The following is a 22,624-nucleotide window of genomic DNA, read 5'->3' as shown; positions in this document are numbered from 1 at the left end:
TGGGGGAACTTACTGCGCGCGAAGCCTAGCTGGCGGGTTTCGCTACTCCGACGGGGTCGTCTGCTGGCTCGGCAGACGCCCCTCCGCCATGCGGCGGGCCACGTCGTGGCGCATCCACAGCAGCACCGCCCACACGAGCCCGAACACCAGGCCCAGAACGCCGAGCGCGACGACCGCGAACCAGCACGCGATCATCACGACCTGGAGGCCCGCCGCGACCCACCTGCCCCACGGGCGGCGCAGGAACGCGCAGGTCACGAGCAGTGCCAGCGCCAGCGCGCCGACCAGCACGCCCTGCCACGTCCCGAGGCCGTCGCCGAGCTTCGCGACCACCGGCAGCGCCAGCAGGACGACGATCACCTCGAGGACGAGCGTCGCGGACATGACGCCGACGAAGGACCGCATGGGGTCGACCGGTTTGGCACTCATGCCGGTTCCTTGCCCAGCAGCGCCCGTGCCTCGCCCGCGGTGACCACCGAGCCCGTCACCACGACGCCGATACCGGACAGCAGCTCGTCCGCGTCGGCCTCCGCCAGGGCGAGGGCGGCGTCGATCGCGTCATCGAGTCGCGGCCGGACCTCGACGCGGTCGGGACCGAAGATCTCCGTCGCGATGTCGCCGAGCTCCTCCGCGGGCATCGCGCGCTCGGAGGAGTTGGTCGTCACCACGAGCTCGTGGAGCACCGGCTCCAGCGCGGACAGGATGCCGCGCACGTCCTTGTCCTGCATCACGCCGACGACACCGACGAGGTTGCGGAAGCCGAAGTCCGCGTCGAGCGCATCCGCGAGCGCCCGCGCACCGTGGGGGTTGTGCGCGGCGTCGACGAAAACGCTTGGCGCGGAACGGACTCGCTCCAGCCTGCCGGGGACGACCAGCGACGCGAAGCCCTCGCGGATCGCGTCCTGGTCGAGCATCCGTTGCGCGCCAGCGCCGAAGAACGCCTCCACCGCAGCGAGTGCCAGTGCCGCGTTGTTCGCCTGGTGCGGACCGTGCAGCGGAAGGAAGATCTCGTCGTACGCGCCGCCGAGGCCCTGCAGCTTCAGCATCTGCCCGCCGACGGCCACGTCCCGGCGCAGCACACCGAACTCCAGGCCCGCGCGCGCCACCGTCGCGTCGACCTCGACGGCCTTGCGCAGCAACACCTCCGCCACCTCGGGCGTCTGCTCGGCGAGGAGCGCGATCGAGCCCTGCTTGATGATCCCCGCCTTCTCGGCCGCGATGCCGGTGAGCTCGCTGCCGAGGTACTCGACGTGGTCGATGTTGATCGGCGTCACGATCGCGATCTTGGCGTCGGCGACGTTCGTGGCGTCCCAGGTGCCACCGAGTCCGACCTCCAGCACCGCGGCGTCGACGGGCGCGTCGGCGAACGCGGCGAACGCCATGCCGGTGAGCACCTCGAACTTGCTCATCGGCACATCCGAGCCGCGGTCGATCATCGCGAGGTAGGGCTCGATGTCCCGGTACACCTCGACATACCGCTCCGGCGAGATCGGGGCGTTGTCCACCGCGATCCGCTCGGTCACCAGCTGCAGGTGCGGGCTGGTGTACCGGCCGGTCCGCAGACCGATGCGCGTCAGCAGCGCATCGATCATGCGGGTGACCGAGGTCTTCCCGTTGGTGCCCGCCACGTGCAGGACCGGGTAGGCCTTGTGCGGGTCGCCGAGCAGGTCGACGAGCAGCCGGATCCGTGCCAGCGTCGGCTCGATCTTCGTTTCCGGCCAACGGGTGTTGAGCTCCGACTCGACCTGGCGGAGATCATCCAATGTGGACTCGTCAGCCACCGAAGATCTCCAGCCGCGCCGTGATCCTGGCGATGTCGGCGACCGCCACCTCACGACGACCCTTGATCTTCGCGACCACCTCGGTGGGGGCCTTGTCGGTGAAGTTCGGGTTGTTCAGCTTCGCGTCGCAGCCCTTCAGCTCCTTCTCCGCCACGGCGAGGTCCTTCTCGAGCCGCTTGCGCTCGGCCGCGAGGTCGACCGTGCCGGACAGGTCCAGCTCGACGTGGACGTGCCCGCCGGGGAGCGACACCTCGATCGACGCGCTCGGCGTGAACGAGTCGCCCGGCGCCTCCAGGCGGGCCAGCGACGAGACCGCGGTCGCGAGCGACCCAAGGCCGGCGTCCTCGACCCCGACCAGCTTGGCCTTCACCCGCTGCCCCGGCTTGACGCCCTGGTCGGACCGGAACCGCCGGACCTCGGTGACGAGCTTCTGGACACCCGCGATCCGCTGGGCCGCGTCGGCGTCGGCGGCCGCACCGGTCGGCTTCGGCCACTCGGCGACAACCAGGGACTCGTCCCCGGTCAGCGTGGTCCACAGGCGCTCGGTGACGAACGGGACCAGCGGGTGCAGCAGCCGCAGCACGACGTCGAAGACGTGCCCGAGGACCGCCCGCGTCGCGTCGGCACGCGCCCCGCCCTCACCGATCTGGACCTTCGCGATCTCCAGGTACCAGTCACACAGCTCGTCCCACGTGAAGTGGTACAGCGCGTCGGAGAGCTTCGCGAACTGGTAGTCGTCGAACAGTCCGTCCACTTCGGACACGACGGCGTCGGTGAGGTCGAGGATCCAGCGGTCGGCGTCGGTGAGCTGGTCGCGCGGCGGCACCACGCTCGCCACGGTGGCACCGTTCATCAGCGCGAACCTGGTGGCGTTCCACAGCTTGTTGCCGAAGTTGCGGGACCCGGCCGCCCACTCCTCGGCGAGCGCCATGTCGCTGCCCGGGTTCGCGCCCCGCGCGAGGGTGAACCGGACCGCGTCGGCGCCGAAGCGGTCGAGCCACTCGAGCGGGTCGATGACGTTGCCGCGCGACTTCGACATCTTCTTGCCCGCCGCGTCGCGGATGAGCCCGTGCAGGTACACGTTGTCGAACGGCTGCTTGCCGTCCATCGCGTACAGGCCGAACATCATCATCCGCACGACCCAGAAGAACAGGATGTCGTAGCCGGTGACGAGGACGCTGTTCGGATAGAACTTGTCCAGGTGTGCGGTCTCGTCCGGCCAGCCGAGCGTGGAGAACGGCCACAGCGCGGACGAGAACCACGTGTCGAGGACGTCGGGGTCCTGCGTCCACTCCTCACCCGACGGCGGCTCCTCGTCCGGGCCGACGCAGATGACCTTGTCGTTCGGGCCGTACCAGACCGGGATCCGGTGGCCCCACCACAGCTGGCGCGAGATGCACCAGTCGTGCATGTTGTCGACCCAGTCGAAGTACCGCTTGGACAGGTCGGCCGGGTGGATCGTGGTGCGGCCGTCGCGGACCGCGTTACCCGCCTCGCGGGCGAGCGGCTCGACCTTGACGAACCACTGCAGCGACAGCCTCGGCTCGACCACGGTGTCGCAGCGCGAGCAGTGGCCGACCGAGTGCACGTACGGGCGCTTCTCCGCGACGATCCGGCCCTGCTCGCGCAACGCGGCGACGATCGCGGGCCGCGCCTCGAACCGGTCCAGCCCCTCGAAGGGACCGTGGGCGGTGATGTTCGCCCGCTCGTCCATGACCGTGATGTTGGGCAGGTCGTGGCGGCGGCCGATCTCGAAGTCGTTCGGGTCGTGCGCGGGGGTGACCTTGACCGCGCCGGTGCCGAACTCGGGGTCGACGTGCTCGTCGGCGACGATCGGGATCCTCCGGCCGGTGAGCGGCAGCTCGACCTCGGTGCCGACCAGGTGCTTGTACCGCTCGTCGTCCGGGTGGACGGCGACCGCGGTGTCACCCAGCATCGTCTCGGCCCGGGTGGTGGCCACGACGATCGAGTTGTCACCCTCTCCGTAGCGGATGGAGACCAGCTCGCCCTCGTCGTCGGCGTACTCGACCTCGATGTCGGACAGCGCGGTCAGGCAGCGCGGGCACCAGTTGATGATCCGTTCGGCCCGGTAGATCAGGCCGTCCTCGTAGAGGCGCTTGAAGATCGTCTGGACCGCCTTGGACAGTCCCTCGTCCATCGTGAACCGGTCACGCGACCAGTCGACGCCGTCGCCGAGGCGGCGCATCTGGCCGAGGATCCTGCCGCCGTACTCGCCCTTCCACTCCCAGACACGCTCGACGAACGCCTCGCGGCCCAGGTCGTGGCGGGTCTTGCCCTCCCGGGACAGCTCCCGCTCGACGACGTTCTGGGTCGCGATGCCCGCGTGGTCCATGCCGGGCTGCCACAGCGTGGCGTACCCCTGCATGCGGCGGCGCCTGGTCAGCGCGTCCATCAGGGTGTGGTCGAGGGCGTGCCCCATGTGGAGGCTGCCGGTCACGTTCGGTGGCGGCAGGACGATGCAGAACGGCGGTGCGTCACTGTCCGGGTCCGGGGCGAAGTAGCCCGCGTCTACCCACCGCTCGTACAGCTCCGCCTCTACCGTGGCCGGCTCCCAGGCCGGGGGGAGGTCTGTGGGCTGCTGAGATGCGGTGTCAGTCACGCCCAAAAGTCTACGAACCGCCACCGGGCGCCCGCATTCGAGTTCCGCAGCGCACACATTGTTAACGCGCGGGTCGGTCCGATCGATGACCTGAGCACCGGAAGGTTCGTGTTTTGCCTGGTTGTGGGTCAGGGTAGGGGAGCAGGTGAAGTCTCGGCAGCACGCCCAGGAATGGGAGGCCCCTGAGGTCGACTGGGCGGTCACCGTCGAACGTGCGGCCACGGAGGACGTGCGGGAACTGCTGCGTGCCGAAACCCGGCGCCGCCGCGGTCGCTGGCTCGCGGGTGGGCTCGTGGTGCTCGCGGTCGGCGCGGTCGCGACCCTGCTCATCAGGAGCAGCCTGTTCGCGCCCGTGGCCGGGGACCCCGTGGCGGATGACACGCGGCCGGTCCGGTCGGTCGCGCAGCTGGACCCGGCGCGGCCGTTCGCGTCGACGCCCGCCGCGGACTGGGCGAACGGGGCCGGCGGCATCACGCTCCCCGAAGCGCGGGCCGTGGGCGGCTTCAGCGCGGAGCAGGTGGCGGAGACCACCGCCCTGGTGCGGGACGCGCTGGTCGCGAGCCGGATCGACACGCGGATGCTGGCCGAGCACGACCCGGCCGGCTACCTGGGACTGCTCGCACCGGACGCGAAGCGGCAGCTCGAGCCGCTGTTCGCCGACGGCCACGAGGCCGAGGTGCAGTCGCTCGTGAGCCTGGTGGCCGCAGGGGCCGAGCTGCTGCCGGTGGCGCCGAAGGTGACCGGGTCGATGTCGGTTCGGGCGGGCGACCCCGACGAGCTGGTCGTGCACACCAACTACGTGTTCGCGTACGCGTTCCGGCCGCAGGGGCCGACGAAGCTCGTGGACGCGATGAACGTGATCGTCGTGGTGCGGGCGGACGTGGACTACGTGCTGCGCCACGGCGAACGGTGGACGCCGAGCAGCCGCGGCCTGTGGTACGGCGACGCGTCCGGCTTCGGCTACTCGATCGGGTGCGATGCCTACCGGAAGGGGTTCCTCGCCCCGGTGGCCGCCGAACCCTCCGTGACCGCGCCCGGGGGCGGCCGCGAGCCGAACGAGTTCTTCGACCCCACCGCTCCACTGCCTGCCGCGGGCGGCTGTCACGCCTGACTCGGGCATGTTTCGAGGCTGTCGCGCGTTAATGGGGGTGGACAGTCCTTCCCGACAGGAGTGGTGATGACCGAGGCCCCCGCGAAAGTGACGATGTACTCGACCACCTGGTGCGGTTACTGCAGGCGCCTGAAGTCGCAGATGGACCGCGACGGCATCGAGTACGCAGAGGTCGACATCGAGCGGACGCCGGGCGCGGCCGACTTCGTGATGAGCGTCAACGGCGGCAACCAGACCGTCCCCACACTCCACTTCCCGAACGGCAAGGCACTGACGAACCCCACGTTGGCGCAGGTCAAGGCCGAACTGAACTGACCGCCGGGCACTGAGGGGTGCGCTGTGCGGCGTGCCCCTCAGGTCGTCGCGGCCAGTACCGCCTGTGCCGCGTTGTGGCCGCCGATGCCGCTGACCCCGCCCGCGCGGCGGGCGCCGCTGCCGCACAGGAACAGGTTCGGCACGTCGGTCTCGACGCCCCAGCCGCCGCCCTCGTCGCTGAACGGCCAGTCCAGGTCGCCGTGGAAGATGTGGCCGCCGGGCATGGCGAGCTCGTCCTGGAGATCGAGTGGAGTCCTTGCCTCGATGCAGTGGCGGCCGTCCTCGTCGGTCGCCAGGCAGTCCTCGATCGGTTCGGCCAGGTGGCGGTTCAGGCCGGCCAGGTACCGGGCGCACAGGTCCGCTCGCCTGCCCGCGTTGTCGCCCGCGAAGAGCGAGGCCGGGGCGTGCAGGCCGAACAGGGTCAGCGTGTGCAGCTCGCCGTCCACAATGGAATCGTCGGTCAGCGTGTGGCAGTACATCTCACCGGGCATGGGGTCGGGTACCACACCGGAAACACTTGACTGGTAAGCACTTTCGAGTTCCGCGTAGGACTCGTCGAGGTGGAGTGTGCCCGCGAACGCCTGCCTCGGGTCGACCCCGGAACGCAGGCGCGGCAGGCGCGACAGCAGCATGTTGATCTTCAGCTGGGAACCGGCGGGCGGCGTGGCGACACGGCCGCGCAGTCCGTCCAGTACCGCGGGCGCCACCCCGGACAGCACGTACGAAGTCGTCACCGTGCGCTCGGTGTCGTCCGCGACGTAGGACACCTCGGCCACGGCGCCGTCGGCGTCCACGCGCGACACGGTCGCCGAGGTCCGCAGCACGGCGCCCGCCTGCAGCGCGACCCTGGCCAGTTCCCCGGTCACCGCGCCCATGCCGCCGACCGGCACGCGCCACTCACCCGTGCCATCACCGATCAGGTGATAGAGGAAACAGCGGTTGCCGAGCAGTGACGGTGACCGCAGTGAGGTGTGGGTGCCGATCAACGCGTCGGTCGCGACCACGCCGCGGACGACGTCGTCGGCGAACGTCTCCTCGATCGCCGTGCCGATCGGCTGCTCGAAAACCTGTTCCCACAACCGATCCCCGGCGGCCCCCGCCACGAGCGACCGGAACGCGGCACGCGACGGGACCGGTCCGAGCATGGTGGGCGCGACGGCCTGCGCCATCGCGGAGAGCGACGAGTACCACGACATCCACCGGGTGAACTCGTCGTCCGAGCCGGTGAGTTCGCGGAACGAGGCGGCGGTGGCCTCCCCCGGGTCGCGCTCGACCAGCAGCCCGGTCGGGCGACCGTGCCGTTCGACCGGCGTGTACGACGACACGGCACGCGACCGCAACGCGATCCGCAGCCCGAGGTCGCGGACGATCGCGGTGGGCAGCAGGCTCACGAGGTACGAGTACCGGGACAGTCGCGCGCCCACTCCGGGGAACGGGGTGGCGCTCACGGCGGCGCCGCCCACGCGGCCGAGCCGTTCGAGGACGAGCACGGACTTCCCGGCACGGGCCAGATAAGCGGCGGCGACCAGTCCGTTGTGGCCACCGCCGACCACCACCACGTCGTAGCGTTCGGTCATCCCGGTCACGCTACCGGGCAACACCCAGCCTGCGGGCCCGAACCGCCCGCGGCCCGGGCTTCGGCGCCGGCTTCGGCTCGTCCCGGGATTCACGGGCAGCCCGGGCGAGCCGGGACTCGTCGGCCTCTCTGACCAGGTCTGCGTGGCGGGCGGCGACGATCGCGCTGGCGCTGAAGACATCCATGACGATCTCCTTTTCTGGGCAGGTCGAAGAGAGCCGTCGTCGCACGACGGCTGGTTCAGTGGGTTGTCAGTCCTGCCGCGGCAGGACCGTGGCGGAGAAGAAGAGGTTCACCGAGCGAGCGCCATCGGGTCGCGTCTCGGGCTTGTCCCGGCGGTCGCGGTAGCGGTCCAGCATTTTGCGGACGTCCGTCCGGAACTCGAGTACCTCGTCGGCGGTGAGGAACGGGGTGGAGTTGTCCATCCCGGCCGCGTCCCGCCACTCCTCCGGCTCGGCGGCCAGGGCGAGGTGCCGTTCCCTGATCTGGTTCAGCGTGTAGTCGAGGAAGGCGCTGGTCGCGGCCTGCGCGGCGACCGCTCCCTCGGTGTCCAGCCCGACATCGGTCCACCGGGTGGTCTCCCTGGCGAGCCGCCACGGCTTCTCCCGGCCCTTCCCGCCGTCGGCCTGCACCACGAAGTCGTACTTGGCGAGCATGTTCAGGTGGTACGAGCAGCTGGCGACGCTCTCACCGGTCTCCCGCGCGCACAGCGTGGCGGTGGCGCTGCCCTCACGGGTCAGGATCTCGAGGAGTTGCCACCGCAGCGGGTGTGCGAGCGCCCGGAGTTCCTTCGGATCGGTGATGTTGTTCTGCTCGTCGACCATGCATATCAAGATATCTTGCTAAAGACTCCTTGAGCAAGGGTTCTTTCTAAAGACTTCTTGTTATAGCGGTGTAGGCTGCCTACATGGGACGAGTCACCGTGCGGCGCCCGGTCCTGCGGCTCACCGAGGGCGGCAGCAGTCGGCGTCAGGACACGCTCGCCGCCGAGGAACCGCTGGAGTTGCGGATCAGCGGCAAGGCGCTGTCGGTGACGATGCGCACCCCCGGCCACGACGTGGAGCTGGCGCACGGATTCCTGCTGACCGAAGGCGTGATCGGGGCGGCGGAGGACATCACCACCGCCCGCTACTGCGACGGCGTGGACGCCCAGGGCCGCAACACGTACAACGTGCTGGACCTGGCGCTGGCGCCGGGTGTCGAGCCACCGGACACCAGTCTGGAGCGCACCTTCTACACGACCTCGTCGTGCGGTGTGTGCGGCAAGGCGGCGCTGGACGCGGTGAAGCTGAAGACCCGCTTCTCCCCTGCCGAGGACGCCTGCCGGGTCTCACCGGAGACGCTGGTGACCTTCCCCGGCCGGCTGCGCGAGCAGCAGCGGGTGTTCGACTCCACGGGTGGCCTGCACGCGGCGGGCATCTTCACCGCGGACGGCGGCGAGCCGCTCGTGGTGCGCGAGGACGTGGGCCGGCACAACGCGGTCGACAAGGCGACCGGCTGGGCGGTGCTGAACGGCCGGGTGCCGCTGGGCGGCACGGTGCTGGTGGTGTCGGGCCGGGCGAGCTTCGAGCTGGTGCAGAAGGCCGCGATGGCGGGCATCCCGGTCCTGGCGGCCGTGTCGGCACCGTCGTCGCTGGCGGTGGAGCTGGCGGACGAGCAGGGCATCACGCTGGTCGGCTTCCTGCGCGGCACAAGTATGAACGTCTACACGCACGCGGAGCGCATCACCGGTTCGTGACCATCCGGGTGTGCCGGTCGGCGACCCAGTCCCGGACCGCGGGCCACGGCCCGTAGCCGGCGGATCCGTCGAGGTGCGCGCCGCCGGGGATGATGTCGAGGTCGATCTTCAGCGCGGACGCCATGTCGACGGCTTCGTCGACGGAGCACGCGACGTCGTCGTCCCCGACCACGAGCTGCGTCCAGCCTGCCGCGCGCCGCACCCCGGCCGGGTCGAGCGGGGCGGGCGCGAACCCGTGCACGTCGGGGTGCTGCCACCGCGGCCCGGGCGGCGACACGAGCAGTGCCCGGTCGAACCGCAACTGGTGGTGCTCGGTGTCGACGAGCTGGGCCGCGTGATGCAGCCACAGCGCCGCGCCACAGGAGTGCGCGAGCACGATCCGCTCGTCGTCGGCGGGCGCGGCCTCGAGGTGGTGCCGCAGCTCGCCGAGCCAGACGTCCACCTGCGGCCGGTCGGGCTCGGACAGCTGGGGAACCTCGACCACGTACCCGGTGTCGGCGAGCTCGTGCGCGAGCCAGCTCTGCCAGTGCGGGGGCGGAGCTCCCATGTGCCCGTGGAGCAGCAAGACGTACGGCATGCGGTCATCCTCGCACCGTTGGGGTGGGAGGTGCTCACTTTCCTTGCCACGGACGGAACAAGGCTCCACTACGACGAGGCAGGCGAGGGCAGTGCCTGAGTCCTGTGCCGCGTGGACCGAGAAGGAGCAAGACCACGCGAAGGCCGATCACACACCGTGGTCGACCGTCGCGGCGTACTCGAGCGTTTCTCCACCAGGGAACCCGCACGAACTCCTGGCGCAGGCGCCCAGGACGCGACGACGGGGCCCGGAACAATCCCGGGCCCCGTCCCCGAAAACTCAGGCGGACTTCTCGCGACGCTCCCGACGCGAAGGCTGACGAGCCACGATCGTCGGGTTCACGTTCTCCCGGACCGTCTGCTCGGTGATGACCACCTTGGCGACGTCAGACCGCGAAGGAATGTCGTACATGACGGTCTGCAGCACCTCCTCCATGATGGCCCGGAGCCCACGAGCACCGGTCCCACGGAGAATCGCCTGGTCGGCGATGGCCTCGAGCGCCGCGTCGGTGAACTCCAGCTCCACGCCGTCCATCTCGAACAGCTTCTGGTACTGCTTCACCAGCGCGTTGCGCGGCGCCGTGAGGATCTGCACCAGCGACGTCTTGTCGAGGTTGGTCACGGAGGCCACGACCGGCAGACGCCCGATGAACTCGGGGATCAGACCGAACTTGATCAGGTCCTCCGGCATGGTGTCGGCGAAGAAGTCGGCGTTGTCGATGTCCGCCTTCGACCGGATCTCGGCGCCGAAGCCGAGGCCGCGCTTGCCGACGCGGTCCTGGATGATCTTCTCGAGGCCCGCGAACGCGCCGGCCACGATGAACAGCACGTTGGTGGTGTCGATCTGGATGAACTCCTGGTGCGGGTGCTTGCGACCACCCTGCGGCGGCACTGACGCGGTGGTGCCCTCAAGGATCTTCAGCAGCGCCTGCTGCACGCCCTCGCCGGAGACGTCCCTGGTGATGGACGGGTTCTCGGACTTGCGGGCGATCTTGTCGACCTCGTCGATGTAGATGATGCCGGTCTCGGCGCGCTTCACGTCGTAGTCGGCGGCCTGGATCAGCTTCAGGAGGATGTTCTCGACGTCCTCACCGACGTAGCCCGCCTCGGTCAGCGCGGTCGCGTCCGCGATGGCGAACGGAACGTTCAGCAGCTTCGCGAGCGTCTGCGCCAGGTACGTCTTGCCGCAGCCCGTCGGGCCGAGCAGCAGGATGTTCGACTTGGTGAGCTCGACGGTCTCCTCGCGGGACTCGCGACCGCCCTCACGCGTCTCCGGCCGGGCGCGGTCACCGGCCTGGATGCGCTTGTAGTGGTTGTAGACGGCCACGGCCAGCGTGCGCTTGGCCTCGTCCTGGCCGATCACGTACTGGTCGAGGAACTCGTCGATCTCGGCGGGCTTGGGCAGCTCGTCGAGCTTGACGTCACCGGCCTCGGCCAGCTCTTCCTCGATGATCTCGTTGCAGAGGTCGATGCATTCGTCGCAGATGTACACGCCGGGGCCGGCGATGAGTTTCTTCACCTGCTTTTGGCTCTTCCCGCAGAAAGAGCACTTCAGCAGGTCTCCGCCGTCGCCGATACGCGCCATGACCGCTGACCTCTGTCCCCTCCGGCGTGCCCTGAGTGAGCAAGCCTGGATCTGTGGCCTTGTACGGGCCCTTCGAGTACGAGTGTCGCGCACTCCACTCCAGGCCCGGTCGTGCCTGTTGCCTTCGACGGTACCTGCCAACCCCCACTCAATGGGAGAACCTGACCGCCGAGTTGTCGGATTCGGCCGATCAGGTGGCCCCGGAAAACTACGGTCCGGAGCCACCTGCCAGCCGGATCAGGGCCGGTTCGCCGACAGCTTCCGGTAGGGAAGCACGTCGTCGACGATGCCGTACGCCTTGGCCTCGTCGGCCGTCAGAATCTTGTCGCGCTCGATGTCCTTGCGGATCTGCTCGGCGTCCCGGTTGGTGTGCCGAGCCAGCGTCTCCTCCATGAGACGGCGCACGCGCTGGATCTCGTTGGCCTGGATCTCCAGGTCCGAGACCTGCCCGTAGACGCCCTCCATGGCGGGCTGGTGGATCAGCACACGGGCGTTCGGCAGCGCGAAACGCTTGCCGGGGGTGCCCGCCGCCAGCAGCACCGCGGCCGCGGAAGCGGCCTGGCCGAGGCAGAAGGTCTGCACGTCGGGCCGCGCGAACTGCATGGTGTCGTAGATCGCCATCAGCGACGTGAACGACCCACCGGGCGAGTTGATGTACATGGTGATGTCGCGGTCGGGGTCGACCGACTCCAGGTACAGCAGCTGCGCCATCACGTCGTTGGCCGACGCGTCGTCGATCTGCACGCCGACGAAGATGATCCGCTCTTCGAACAGCTTGTTGTACGGGTTGGACTCCTTGACCCCGTAGCTCGTGCGCTCGACGAAGGACGGCAGCACGTACCGGGACTGCGGAGAGTAAGGGTTACTCACGATGTGTTCTCCTCAGGTCTCGTGACCCGCGTCAGCTGCCGCTGCCGTTGGGGGTCTGGCTCGCGCGGTTGACCACCTGGTCGATGAAGCCGTAGGTGAGGGCTTCCGGGGCGGTGAACCAGCGGTCGCGGTCGGCGTCCTGGGTGATCTGCTCGACGGTCTGCCCAGTCTGCTCGGCGGTCAGCTCCGCCATCTCACGCTTCCACTTGTTCAGCACCTCGGCCCGGATCGCGATGTCGGAGGCCGTGCCACCGACACCACCGGACGGCTGGTGCATCATGATCCGCGCGTGCGGCAGGGCGTAGCGCTTGCCGGGCTGGCCGGCGCTGAGCAGGAACTGGCCCATGGAGGCCGCCATGCCCATCGCCCACGTCTGGACGTCCGGCTCGATGAGCATCATCGTGTCGTAGATCGCCATGCCCGCCGAGACGGAACCGCCTGGCGAGTTGATGTAGAAGACGATGTCCTTCTCGGCGTCTTCAGCGGCGAGCAGCAGCAGCTGCGCCGTGATCCGGTTCGCGATCTCGTCGTCGACCTCGGAACCGAGGAACACGATGCGCTCACGGAGCAGCCGCTCGTACACCGAGTCGTTCAGGGTGAGTCCCGCGGTGCCCGACCGCATGTCGGGCGTCTGCCGTGGATGCGTCACGTTCGCCTGCCTTCTCCGCTCTGGTTGCGAGGTTGATCTGGTGTCACGTCCGACATTAACGAAGGCGGGCGGCATCGAATGCCCGACACCGCCCGAGTTCGCTCAGAGCGTCACTTACTCTCGGCATCCTCTACCGGCGCATTAGCGGCCGGCTCTTCCTGGGCGGCCTCACGAGGACCGAACAGCTCCTCCAGGTCGACCGCGTTGCCGCTCGCGTCGGTCACCGTCGCCAGGCGGACGACCGAGGCCAGCGCCTTGCCGCGGCGCACGTCCGCGAAGATCGCGCCGAGCTGGCCCGACTGCTGCGCGCGCTGCACGTACTCGTCAGGGCTGATGCCGAACCGCTGCGCCTGGTAGATGATCCGCTCGGTCAGCTCGTTGTCGTCGACGTTCACGTTCTCGGCGTCGGCGATCGAGTCCAGGACCAGCTGCGTCTTGACGGCCTTCTCGGCCTCTTCCTGCACGTCGGTGTTGAACTGCTCCAGGGTCTGCCCCTGGGACGTGAGGAACTCCTCGAACTTCGCCTCGTCGTGGTCGAACGTGTGGACCGCGTCGTGCTTGCGGACCTCGACCTCGGACTCGACGACCTTCTCCGGCAGCGGCACCTCGGTGACCTCGAGCAGCGCCTCGAGGACCTTGTCGCGCGCCTGGACGCCCTGCTGCATCTTCTTGACGCGGGTCAGGCGCTCGCGCAGGTCGCTCTTCAGCTCGTCGATCGTGTCGAACTCCGACGCCAGCTGGGCGAACTCGTCGTCCGGCTCCGGTAGCTCACGGACCTTGACCGAGTTCACCGTCACGGTGACCTCGGCGTCCTGCCCGGCGAACTCGCCCGCGACCAGCTTCGTCGTGAACGTCGCCGACTCGCCTGCCGACGTGCCGGTGATGGCCTCGTCGATGCCCTCGATCATCTCGCCCGAGCCGACCTCGTAGGACAGGCCGCTGGTCTTGGCCTCCTCGACCTCCTGGCCGTCCACCGTCGCGGCCAGGTCGATCGAGACGAAGTCACCGTTCTCCGCGGCGCGCTCCACCCCGGTCAACGTGCCGAACCGGGCGCGCAGCTCGTCCAGCTGCTCGTTCACCTCGTCGTCGGCCAGCTCCAGGTCGTCCACCGTGACCGACAGCTCGCCGAACGCCGGGATCGTGATGTCCGGCCGGATGTCCACCTCGGCCGTGAACGCGATGTGGTCGCCGTCCTCCAGCTTCGTGACCTCGATGTTGGGCTGGCCCAGCGTCCGGACCTCGCCCTCCGTGATCGCCTCCATGTACTTGGCCGGAATGGCCTCGTTGACGACCTCGTCGAGGATCGGCGCGCGGCCGATGCGGGACTCGATGACCCGGGCGGGTGCCTTGCCGGGGCGGAAGCCGGGGATGCGGACCTGTGCGGCGAGTTTCTTGTACGCGCGGTCGAAGTTCGGCTTGAGCTCGTCGAACGGCACCTCGACGTTGATCCGGACCCGCGTCGGGCTCAGGTGCTCGACGGTGCTCTTCAACGTGATCTCCTGGGTAGCTGGGTTGACCGGTTTGGGCTCTCGCGAGTGTATGGAACTCACGGTCAGGCGAGGCGGGCGGGTGCCGACCTGGCGTTCTCGCCGCCTGCGCCCGCCCAGTCATAGGGGCTTGGGGGCTTGACCCCATGACGAGACAACGAGACGACACTGGTCCGCGCCCGCGCGGACAGACTCCTCCCAGAGTCGAGTCGGGATGACAGGATTTGAACCTGCGACCCTTCGCTCCCAAAGCGAATGCGCTACCAAGCTGCGCCACATCCCGGCGGTCCCTCACCAGGGACACCCGCCACAGCTTAACGCGGCACGCTAGGCTGTCCTCGCGCCGCCCGGTAGCGGCGCACGCGGGTGTAGCTCAATGGCAGAGCCCCAGCCTTCCAAGCTGGTCATGCGGGTTCGATTCCCGTCACCCGCTCGTTCGTGGGGCACCCCTGCTCGCGGAGAGCGCTCGCCCTGCTCACTCGCCATTTCTTGTGGGGGTGCAACCCCCGCGTCCCGCCCGGCGGGCTTCGCCCCCGGACCCCCTTCGCCGGTTTCGTGCCTGTTGCTTGAGCTTCGCGGGGTTGCCTTGGGTTCTCCTCTGGGGGCAATGTCTCGTTCCGCTGCCCGGTTCTCTCTCTGCCCGGTTCTCTCTCTGCTCAGTTCTCTCTCTGCCCTCGTCCTTCGGGATCTCCTCGCGCCGCTCTCGGTCGCGCCTGTTCCTCGTGGGTGTCCTAGTGCTTGTTGGCGCGGTTGGACGCGGGCTGTGGGGCGTGGGGGTTCTGCCTGGGCGATTACCATCCCGCCATGGAGATTCGTGGGGCCGCTCTTGTTACCGGGGCCACTGGGGGGCTGGGGCGGGCTGTTGCCCGGCGGTTGCGGGGGGAAGGGTGTTCGCTCACCGTCACCGGGTTGCGGGGGGAGCTGGTCGAGGCCGTCGCCGCTGAGGTTGACGGGCGGGGGGTTGTCGCCGATCTCGCGGACCGGGATGAGCTGGTGCGGGTGGTCGACTTCGCTGGGGACGTCGACCTGCTCGTGCTCGCGGCCGGGGTCGACGGGGGTGGGTTGCTCACCGATCACTCGCTTGATGAGGTTGACCGGGTGCTTGACGTCAACCTGCGGGTTCCGCTGACACTCGCCCGGCTTGTCGGGGAGCGGATGGTTGCCCGCGGGTCCGGGCACATCGTCTTCGTTTCCTCCCTGGGAGGGAAGACGGTCGGGCCCGCGTCCTCGTTGCACAGTGCCGCGTGGTTCGGGGTCCGGGGGTTCGCTCTCGCGCTTCGGCAGGACTGGGGGCCGCTGGGGGTCGGGGTGTCCCTGGTGAACGTCGGGGCGGTCTCCGACGCGGCAGCACCCGACGGGGTTGCTCTTCCGGCTGGGTTTCAGGCCAAGTCGCCTGACGATGTTGCCGCTGCTGTGGTTCGGGCGGTCCGGCATGATCGGGCCGAAGTGGATGTCGCCGATCCTGTCCGGCGGGCCGGGGTTGTCTTCGGGCAGCTGGCCCCCCAGGCCGCTGCTCGGCTCAGCCGGTTCGCCGGCAGTGACGCTGTGGGTGAGCGGTGAGCGTCTTCGTTCATCGGCTTCGGGTTCGGTACAGCGAGTGTGATCAGCAAGGGGTTGTCTTCAACGGGCACTACCTCTTCTACTACGACAACGCGCTCACCGAGCTGTGGCGGGACCGGATCTCGCCGTACCAGGAGATGGTGGGGCGTGGGTTCGACGTCGTCGTGGCCGAGGCGACGCTTCGTTACCGCAGTGCGGCGCGGTTCGACGAAGTCCTCGACATCTCGATGCCGGTCGCGCACCTCGGGAACACGAGCCTGATCATTCGGCCCGAGTACCGGGTCGGGGAACGGCTTGTCGCCGACGGGGAGATGCGGCACGTGTTCGTCGACTCGTCCACTTTGGTGCCCAAGCCGATGCCGGACGACATTCGTTCGGCGTTATCTGGTGCTGCGTAGGTATTCCACCTCCAGCACCGGTCTGCCGTCCCCGAAGTCGACCTCGCGGGTCCTGGTGGTCTGGGTGAAGCCGAACGACTCGTAGAAGTGCCTGGCACGGTTGGCGCCGGTGATCGTCCACAGGTGGATTCGGCGGTACCTCGCGTCGACCAGCAACTCCCACGTGTTGTCCATCAGCGTCCACGCGACTCCGCTGCCCCATGCCGTGGGGTGTGCGTACAGGTCGAAGATCTCGCCCTCGCGGACGCCGTAGTCGACCGGCCCGAAGTACACGAACGCCACCAGGCGGTCACCGCGCTCGGCTACCAGCAGGGTGTCGCGGACGAAGTCGCGGGATGCCATGACCGACTTCCAGCGCCGGCGACGCTCGTCGGTGAACCTGCGCAACCAGTGGCTCTCGAAGAGGTCCCGGTGCGCCACCCGCCACGCCTCGGCGTGCACCTCGCCGATGGCTTTCGCGTCGTTCTGGGTGGCCTCGCGCACCAGTACCGGCTCGTCCGGACTGTGGCGGAAGACCATCCCTCCACGATAGGTCAGACCAATGCCGGGTCGCACGTCTTACGGGAATATTACTCGCCACGCGACCCCGGAACTCCGGGCGTAGCGTCCCCGTTGTCCGTTCACAAGGCTTTGCCGTCGGAAGGTGCAGTGATGGGGACGATCGTCGTCGTGGTGCTGGTGCTTGTCGTGGTGGCACTGGCGGCGACCTACATGAAGAACCAGGCCAACGCCAAACAGCAGCGGCTCGAGGACGCCAAGGCGGACGCGCGGCGCTGGGTCGAGCGGCTCGGTGGGCAGGTGGTGAACCTGGTCGGCACGAACGAGCCTGCCAAGCAGGCGCTCGCCGACGCCTCCGAGCGGTACACGGCCGCGGGGTCGCAGATGGAGCAGGCGGCCACCGCCGAGCAGGCCCGGCTCGTCACGTCGACGGCCCTGGAGGGCCTGTACTACGTGCGTGCCGCGCGGCTGGCCATGGACATGGACCCGGGCCCCGAGCTGCCCGCGGACGCGGAGCGGGAACGGGCGGGCAAGGTCACCGAGGACCGCAGGGTGAACGTGGAGGGCCGCGACCTCGAGGCCTCCGCACAGCCGAGCGACGCGACGCCGCACTACTACCCGGGTGGGCGCGTGGCCGGGCGGCCGGTGCCGCAGGGCTGGTACAGCGAGCCGTGGTGGAAGCCGGCGCTCGTGGCGGGTGCCTGGGGTGTCGGCTCGATGCTGCTGTTCAGCGCGATGTTCTCCGGCATGTACGGGATCCCGGACGCGCAGGCCTGGGAGCAGGGCTACGACGCGGGCCAGGCCGACGCGGCGGAGAGCGGTGACGCGGGCGACGCCGGTGGCGGCGACAGCGGTGGTGACTACGGCGGCGACTACGGCGGTGGTGACTACGGCGGCGGCGGAGACTACGGCGGTGGCGGGGACTTCGGCGGGTTCTGACCCAACGCCGTGAAGGGCACCTTCGGGACACTCCCGAAGGTGCCCTTCAGCGCGTTCAGGCCTGGCAGGTGGGGCACCAGTAGAGGTTGCGGGCCGCCAGCTCCGCCTTGCGGACGGGCGTGCCGCACACCAGGCACGGCATGTCGGTGCGCCGGTACACGTACACCTCGCCGCCGTGCCGGTCCACCCTCGGCGCGCGACCGGTCACGTGCGGCAGGTGCTCGTCGCGGACGGTGTCGATGCGTCCCTTGCGCACCCCGTCGCGCATCAGGTCCACCAGGTCCGCCCACATGTCCTTCCACAGGACGTCGCCGAGGTCCCGGCCAGGCAGCATCGGGTTCACGCCGTGGCGGAACAGCAGCTCGGCGCGGTACACGTTGCCAACGCCCGCGAGGATCTTCTGCTCCATCAGCAGCGCCGCCACCGGCAGCTTCGAGCGGGTGATCCGCGCGTACGCCGCGGCCGGGTCCGCGTTGCGGCGCAACGGGTCCGGGCCCAGCTTCGACAGCAGCTCCCGCTGTTCGGCGACGTTCAGCACCTCGCAGCGCGTCGGCCCGCGCAGGTCGGTCCAGTGCGTCTCGCCCACCATCCGCATCCGCACCTGGCCGACCGGCAGCGTCGTCGGCAGCGGCTGCTCGGTGAACGTGCCGTACAGGCCGAGGTGGACGTGCACGATCGCGTCCGGGCCGTACACGTGGAACAGGTGCTTGCCGTAGGCCTCCGCCCGCGCCAGCACCCTGCCGTCCACCACAGACGCCGGGAACCGGCCCTGTGGGCTCGACACAGAGACCGGACGTTTCCCGTACCGCTTGGTGTGCAGACGGGCGAGCCGGTGGAGTGTGTGACCCTCTGGCACGGCTCAGGCGGGCAGCGGCGGCGGGGTGCCGGTGCGCTCGTAGTCGGTCAGCATGGCGATGCGCCGGGCGTGGCGCTCGTCGCCGGAGAAGGACGTCGCGAGGAACGCCTCGACGATGGCCGTGGCGTCCTCGGTGCTGTGCATGCGCCCGCCGACGGCGATGACCTGCGCGTCGTTGTGCGCGCGGCCGAGCTCGGCGGTCTCGGTGTTGTACGCCAGCACGGCACGGCAGCCGGGCACCTTGTTGGCCGCGATCTGCTCACCGTTGCCGGAACCGCCGATCACCACGCCGAGACTGCCCTCGTCGGCGACCGTGCGACGCGCCGCTTCGACGCAGTACGGCGGGTAGTCGTCGGCGGCGTCGTACTCGGCCGGGCCGACGTCGGTGACCTCGTGACCGGCGTCGGACAGGTACTTGACGAGATGCGCCTTCAGTTCGAAGCCCGCGTGGTCGGAACCCAGGTAGACACGCACGCCCGGCATTCTGCCAGTTCTGGAAGCATGTGCCCGGTGACGGTCTTCGAACAGGACGGCTTCGACCTTCGCGTCGAGTGGGGCCTGGACGGTGTTCGTGCGCTCGGTCCCCGCTGCGCGGTGCTCGTCGTCGTCGATGTGCTGGTGTTCACGACCACGGTCGACGTGGCACTGGGACGTGGCGCGCGGGTCCTGCCGCTGCCGTGGCACGACGAACGCGCGGCCGAGGCGGCGAAGGCCGCCGGTGCGGTGCTGACGCCGTCCGGCCTCGACGAGTCGATCGGCCACGCCGGGTGGTCGCTGCGGCCGTCGTCGTTGACCGAGCTGCCACCGGACGTCCTGCTGGGGATCTCCTCACCCAACGGGGCGACCCTGTCCGCGGTGGCCGCCGAGACCGGCGCCACCGTGCTGGCGGGCTGCCTGCGCAACGCGTCCGCCGTCGGCGCGGCAGCGGCCGCGATCGCCGGGGACCGGCCCATCGGCGTGATCGCGGGCGGTGAGCGCTGGCGGCCGCAGCAGACCCTGCGGCCGTCGGTCGAGGACTACCTCGGTGCGGGCGCCATCGCCGCGGCGGTGACCGGGCGGGCGGCGCCGTCTTCCGAGGCTGAGCTCGCGGCGGTGTCCTACCGGGCCGTCGCGGACCGGATCCCGGCGGTGCTCGCCGACTCAGTCTCCGGGCGCGAGCTGGTCGCCGCCGGGGTGCCCGACGACGTGAAGCTGGCGGGCGACGTGGACGTCAGCGCGGTCGTGCCCGTGCTGGTCAACGGCGCGTTCGCCGCATGAGCGGCCGATGGGTCGAAGTCGCGAACGGCGTCTACGCGCGCCGTTATGTCGAGCTGGACCAGACGCTCGGGCTCGTCGTGGGTGACACGCACTGCCTGGTGATCGACACCGGCACGGACGAGGTGCACGGCGCGTCGATGGCGGCCGCGGTGCGGTTCGTGACGCCGCTGCCGTGGACCGTGGTGATCACGCACGCGCACTTCGACCACTTCTTCGGCACGGCCGCGTTCCTGCCCGCCTCGGTGATCTCACACGAGCGGTGCCGGTCGCTGATCCTCGCGGAGGGCGAGCGGCAGCGGCGCGTGTGGTCGGCGAAGTACCGGTCGGAGGGCAAGGCTGAGCAGGCCGACCGCCTCGCCTCGGCGCAGTTGGTCGCGCCGACTGAGGTGATCACCTCACAGGTGCTGCTGGACCTCGGCGGCCGCACGGTGACGCTCGTCCACGCCGGGCCGGCGCACACCGACCACGACGTGTTCGTGCACGTGCCGGACGTGGACGTGGTGTTCGCGGGTGACCTGGTGGAACAGGGCGCGCCACCGTCGATCGGGCCGGACTCGCACGCGTCCCACTGGCCGTCCGCGCTCGACCGGATCCTCGATCTGAGACCCGCCGTGGTCGTGCCCGGTCACGGGGACCCGGTCGACGCGGAGTTCGTGCGGCGCCAGCGCAACGACCTGGCCCGCGGCAGACGTTAGGCCTGGATCGACTTCAGCTCGGTGAACTCCTCCAGCCCGTAGCGGCCGAACTCGCGGCCGTTGCCGGACTGCTTGACGCCCCCGAACGGGGCCTTGGTGTTGAACGCGGCACCGTTGATGTCGACCTGTCCGGCCCGCAGCCGCCCGGCCACGGCCCGGGCCCGGTCGGCGTCGGCGCCGAACACACCGGCGGCCAGGCCGTACTGGGTGCCGTTCGCGATGCGCACGGCGTCGTCGGTGTCGGTGTAGGGCATGACCGACAGGACCGGGCCGAAGATCTCCTCCTGCGCGATCGTCATGTCCGGCGTGACGTTGCCGAAGACCGTCGGGCGCACGAAGTAGCCGCGGCCCTCGACGGGGTCTGGGCCGCCCGCCGCCAACGTCGCGCCCTCTTCGACGCCCGTGCGGATGTAGCCGACCACGCGGTCGCGCTGCGCCGCCGAGACCGACGGGCCGATGCGGGTCGACTCGAGTGCCGGGTCGCCGGGCACGTACTTCGCGGCGGCGGCGGCCGCGATCTCGATGGCCTCGTCGTGCCGGTCCGCGGGCACCAGCAGGCGGGTGAACGCGCTGCACGCCTGGCCGTTGTTCATGTAGCTGTTCGCGACGGTGATCTTGACCGCGCGCGCGAGGTCGGCGTCGTCGAGCACCACCGACGCGGACTTGCCGCCCAGCTCGAGTGCGATCTTCTTGATGGTCTCGGCGCCGACGGCGGCCACGCGGCGGCCCGCGCGGGTCGAGCCGGTGAACGACACCATGTCGACGAGCGGGTGCGCGGCCAGCGCCTCGCCCGCGACCGGGCCGGTGCCGTGGACCATGTTGAAGACGCCTGCGGGCAGCCCGGCCTCCTCGATGATCGCGGCCAGCAGGCCCGCGGTCAGCGGGGCGACCTCGCTGGGCTTCAGCACCACCGTGTTGCCCGCGACCAGCGCGGGTGTCACCTTCGCGACCATCTGCTGGAGCGGGAAGTTCCACGGGGTGATCGCGGCGACGACACCGATCGGGTCACGCACGACCGTCGAGTTGCCGAACGTCACCGGGTCGAGTGCGCCGGCCTCGATCTCCGCCAGCACCCCGGCCGTGATGCCGACCGGGTTGGTGACCTGCACTTTCTGCGAGAACATGATCGGCGTGCCGACCTCGGCGGTGATCGTCGCCGCCAGCTCGGCGGCGCGGGCGCGCAGACCGTCGTTGACGCGGCCGACCGCGGCGACGCGCTCGGACAGCGGCGTCGCGGCCCACGCCTCGAAGGCCGACGCAGCGGCCTGTACTGCCGCGTCGGCGTCGCTCTGGGTGCCCGCCGGCACCGACGCGATGACCTCTTCCGTCGCCGGGTTGACGACGTCGATCCGCTCGCCACCGACGCTGCTGTCGGTGAACGATCCGTTGACGAAGTGGGCGGTGCTGACGGTGGGGGCGGCCATCGATCCTCCGTGATGTGACGCGTACGCCGGGACTGAAGCCCAGCCTGTCACATCAACTCGGGTCAGTCGAAGGACGGATCGCCGGTCCTGGTGCGCTTGAGCTCGAAGAAGTTGGGGAAACTCGCCAGTGCGACTGTGCCGTCGAACACCTTCAGGGCGTCCTCGCCGCGCGGGATGGAGTTCAGCACCGGGCCGAAGAACGCGGTGCCGTTCACGTGGATGGTCGGGGTGCCGACGTCCATGCCGACCGGGTCCATGCCCTCGTGGTGGCTCTTGCGGAGCGCCTCGTCGTTGGCGCTGGTGTGCGCCGCCTCCGCGAGCTCCGCGGGCAGACCGACCTCGGCGAGCGCCTCCTTGATGACGACGTCCAGATCTTTGTTGCCCTGGTTGTGGATCCGGGTACCCATCGCGGTGTACAGGTCGCGGAGGACCTCCTCACCGTGCGCCTGCGCGGCGGCGATCGCCACGCGCACGGGGCCCCACCCGTTGTCGAGCATCTTCCGGTAGTCCTCGGGAAGGTCGCGGCCCTCGTTGAGCACGGAGAGGCTCATCACACGGAAGCGCAGGTCGACGTCACGTTGCTGCTCGACTTCGAGAATCCACCTGGAGGTGATCCAGGCGAACGGGCACAAGGGGTCGAAATAGAAGTCGATCTTCGTCTCACTGGTAGCAGTCATAACCAGAGCAAC

The 22,624-nt window shown here is 69.6% G+C and carries 23 protein-coding genes and 2 tRNA genes; 9 read left to right on the top strand and 16 right to left on the bottom strand.

The features are described from left to right. Positions 1-42: 42 nt before the first annotated feature. The 3 genes from FHR82_RS04115 to FHR82_RS04105 are packed head-to-tail and all read right to left on the bottom strand — an operon-like array spanning position 43 to position 4,401. A complete protein-coding gene (locus FHR82_RS04115; protein ID WP_184808845.1) occupies positions 43-429 on the bottom strand; it encodes a DUF4233 domain-containing protein in 387 nt (128 codons plus the stop codon). Further along, complete coding sequence (gene folC, locus FHR82_RS04110) at positions 426-1,781, bottom strand: bifunctional tetrahydrofolate synthase/dihydrofolate synthase (protein WP_184808844.1); 1,356 nt, start codon at positions 1,779-1,781, stop codon at positions 426-428. Before folC ends, FHR82_RS04115 begins: the two co-directional genes overlap by 4 nt. Further along, the gene (locus FHR82_RS04105) at positions 1,774-4,401 is read right to left on the bottom strand and encodes a valine--tRNA ligase (RefSeq protein WP_311770862.1); all 2,628 of its coding nucleotides are present in this window, start codon (positions 4,399-4,401) and stop codon (positions 1,774-1,776) included. The genes folC and FHR82_RS04105 overlap by 8 nt, the downstream gene beginning before the upstream one ends. 145 nt (positions 4,402-4,546) lie before the next feature. Between FHR82_RS04105 and FHR82_RS04100 the strand changes: the two genes are divergently transcribed. Continuing rightward, on the top strand, positions 4,547-5,512 hold the full coding sequence (locus FHR82_RS04100) for a hypothetical protein (RefSeq protein ID WP_225943955.1): 966 nt from the start codon (positions 4,547-4,549) through the stop codon (positions 5,510-5,512). A gap of 66 nt (positions 5,513-5,578) precedes the next feature. Continuing rightward, complete coding sequence (locus tag FHR82_RS04095; RefSeq protein WP_184808841.1) at positions 5,579-5,827, top strand: mycoredoxin; 249 nt, start codon at positions 5,579-5,581, stop codon at positions 5,825-5,827. A 38-nt stretch (positions 5,828-5,865) separates the two neighbouring features. Here FHR82_RS04095 and FHR82_RS04090 read toward each other — a convergent pair whose 3' ends face one another. Both FHR82_RS04090 and FHR82_RS04085 read right to left on the bottom strand, forming a co-directional pair. Continuing rightward, positions 5,866-7,404 carry a phytoene desaturase family protein gene (locus FHR82_RS04090; protein WP_184808840.1) on the bottom strand — a complete coding sequence of 513 codons (1,539 nt, stop codon included), beginning with the start codon at positions 7,402-7,404 and terminating at the stop codon, positions 5,866-5,868. 250 nt (positions 7,405-7,654) lie between these two features. Further along, positions 7,655-8,227, bottom strand: a complete 573-nt coding sequence (locus tag FHR82_RS04085) for an ArsR/SmtB family transcription factor (protein WP_184808839.1) — start codon at positions 8,225-8,227, stop codon at positions 7,655-7,657. 83 nt (positions 8,228-8,310) lie between these two features. On the opposite strand from FHR82_RS04085, the gene fdhD reads away from it, so the two are divergent. Then, positions 8,311-9,141 (top strand): formate dehydrogenase accessory sulfurtransferase FdhD, encoded by an 831-nt coding sequence (fdhD, locus tag FHR82_RS04080; RefSeq protein ID WP_184808838.1) that lies wholly within the window; start codon positions 8,311-8,313, stop codon positions 9,139-9,141. On the opposite strand, the gene FHR82_RS04075 is transcribed toward fdhD, so the two are convergent. The 6 genes from FHR82_RS04075 to FHR82_RS04050 all read right to left on the bottom strand — a co-directional run bounded on the left by FHR82_RS04075 (position 9,128) and on the right by FHR82_RS04050 (position 14,591). Next, positions 9,128-9,718 (bottom strand): RBBP9/YdeN family alpha/beta hydrolase, encoded by a 591-nt coding sequence (locus FHR82_RS04075; RefSeq protein ID WP_184808837.1) that lies wholly within the window; start codon positions 9,716-9,718, stop codon positions 9,128-9,130. The genes fdhD and FHR82_RS04075 overlap by 14 nt on opposite strands. 279 nt (positions 9,719-9,997) lie before the next feature. Beyond that, positions 9,998-11,302, bottom strand: a complete 1,305-nt coding sequence (gene clpX / locus FHR82_RS04070; RefSeq protein ID WP_184808836.1) for an ATP-dependent Clp protease ATP-binding subunit ClpX — start codon at positions 11,300-11,302, stop codon at positions 9,998-10,000. A gap of 237 nt (positions 11,303-11,539) precedes the next feature. After that, entirely contained in the window at positions 11,540-12,172 is a 633-nt protein-coding gene (locus FHR82_RS04065; protein WP_184808835.1) for an ATP-dependent Clp protease proteolytic subunit, read from the bottom strand. 31 nt (positions 12,173-12,203) lie between these two features. Continuing rightward, the gene (locus FHR82_RS04060) at positions 12,204-12,821 is read right to left on the bottom strand and encodes an ATP-dependent Clp protease proteolytic subunit (RefSeq protein ID WP_311770861.1); all 618 of its coding nucleotides are present in this window, start codon (positions 12,819-12,821) and stop codon (positions 12,204-12,206) included. A gap of 110 nt (positions 12,822-12,931) precedes the next feature. Next, complete coding sequence (gene tig, locus FHR82_RS04055; RefSeq protein WP_184808834.1) at positions 12,932-14,311, bottom strand: trigger factor; 1,380 nt, start codon at positions 14,309-14,311, stop codon at positions 12,932-12,934. 206 nt (positions 14,312-14,517) lie between these two features. Next, positions 14,518-14,591, bottom strand: a tRNA-Pro gene (locus FHR82_RS04050). Positions 14,592-14,670: 79 nt separating this feature from the next. On the opposite strand from FHR82_RS04050, the gene FHR82_RS04045 reads away from it, so the two are divergent. The 3 genes from FHR82_RS04045 to FHR82_RS04035 all read left to right on the top strand — a co-directional run bounded on the left by FHR82_RS04045 (position 14,671) and on the right by FHR82_RS04035 (position 16,266). After that, positions 14,671-14,741: transfer RNA gene (locus tag FHR82_RS04045), tRNA-Gly, on the top strand. Between the two features lie 371 nt (positions 14,742-15,112). Further along, complete coding sequence (locus FHR82_RS04040) at positions 15,113-15,868, top strand: SDR family NAD(P)-dependent oxidoreductase (RefSeq protein ID WP_184808833.1); 756 nt, start codon at positions 15,113-15,115, stop codon at positions 15,866-15,868. Then, the gene (locus FHR82_RS04035; protein WP_184808832.1) at positions 15,865-16,266 is read left to right on the top strand and encodes an acyl-CoA thioesterase; all 402 of its coding nucleotides are present in this window, start codon (positions 15,865-15,867) and stop codon (positions 16,264-16,266) included. Before FHR82_RS04040 ends, FHR82_RS04035 begins: the two co-directional genes overlap by 4 nt. Here FHR82_RS04035 and FHR82_RS04030 read toward each other — a convergent pair. Next, positions 16,249-16,785, bottom strand: a complete 537-nt coding sequence (locus FHR82_RS04030; RefSeq protein WP_184808831.1) for a GNAT family N-acetyltransferase — start codon at positions 16,783-16,785, stop codon at positions 16,249-16,251. The genes FHR82_RS04035 and FHR82_RS04030 overlap by 18 nt on opposite strands. Positions 16,786-16,917: 132 nt before the next feature. Here FHR82_RS04030 and FHR82_RS04025 point away from each other — a divergent pair, with 132 nt between their 5' ends. Further along, positions 16,918-17,703, top strand: a complete 786-nt coding sequence (locus FHR82_RS04025; RefSeq protein ID WP_184808830.1) for a hypothetical protein — start codon at positions 16,918-16,920, stop codon at positions 17,701-17,703. A 55-nt stretch (positions 17,704-17,758) separates the two neighbouring features. Here FHR82_RS04025 and FHR82_RS04020 read toward each other — a convergent pair whose 3' ends face one another. Continuing rightward, positions 17,759-18,559, bottom strand: a complete 801-nt coding sequence (locus FHR82_RS04020) for an Fpg/Nei family DNA glycosylase (RefSeq protein ID WP_184808829.1) — start codon at positions 18,557-18,559, stop codon at positions 17,759-17,761. Positions 18,560-18,562: 3 nt separating this feature from the next. Beyond that, positions 18,563-19,033 (bottom strand): ribose-5-phosphate isomerase, encoded by a 471-nt coding sequence (locus FHR82_RS04015; RefSeq protein ID WP_184808828.1) that lies wholly within the window; start codon positions 19,031-19,033, stop codon positions 18,563-18,565. A 27-nt stretch (positions 19,034-19,060) separates the two neighbouring features. On the opposite strand from FHR82_RS04015, the gene FHR82_RS04010 reads away from it, so the two are divergent. Together FHR82_RS04010 and FHR82_RS04005 are read left to right on the top strand one after the other, a co-directional pair. After that, positions 19,061-19,816: a 2-phosphosulfolactate phosphatase gene (locus FHR82_RS04010; protein ID WP_225943956.1), complete on the top strand. Its 756-nt coding sequence runs from the start codon at positions 19,061-19,063 to the stop codon at positions 19,814-19,816. Beyond that, positions 19,813-20,511: an MBL fold metallo-hydrolase gene (locus tag FHR82_RS04005; RefSeq protein WP_184808826.1), complete on the top strand. Its 699-nt coding sequence runs from the start codon at positions 19,813-19,815 to the stop codon at positions 20,509-20,511. Before FHR82_RS04010 ends, FHR82_RS04005 begins: the two co-directional genes overlap by 4 nt. Here FHR82_RS04005 and FHR82_RS04000 read toward each other — a convergent pair. Both FHR82_RS04000 and FHR82_RS03995 read right to left on the bottom strand, forming a co-directional pair. Continuing rightward, on the bottom strand, positions 20,508-21,935 hold the full coding sequence (locus tag FHR82_RS04000) for an aldehyde dehydrogenase family protein (RefSeq protein ID WP_184808825.1): 1,428 nt from the start codon (positions 21,933-21,935) through the stop codon (positions 20,508-20,510). The two genes, FHR82_RS04005 and FHR82_RS04000, sit on opposite strands and share 4 nt — an antisense overlap. A gap of 62 nt (positions 21,936-21,997) precedes the next feature. Further along, a complete protein-coding gene (locus tag FHR82_RS03995) occupies positions 21,998-22,612 on the bottom strand; it encodes a mycothiol-dependent nitroreductase Rv2466c family protein (protein ID WP_184808824.1) in 615 nt (204 codons plus the stop codon). Between the last annotated feature and the right edge of the window lie 12 nt (positions 22,613-22,624).

The sequence above is a fragment of the Actinophytocola algeriensis genome (assembly GCF_014203735.1).
Lineage (GTDB): Bacteria > Actinomycetota > Actinomycetes > Mycobacteriales > Pseudonocardiaceae > Actinophytocola > Actinophytocola algeriensis.
The sequence above is the reverse complement of the archived record's forward strand: the minus strand, read 5'-3'. Positions and strand labels throughout refer to the sequence as shown.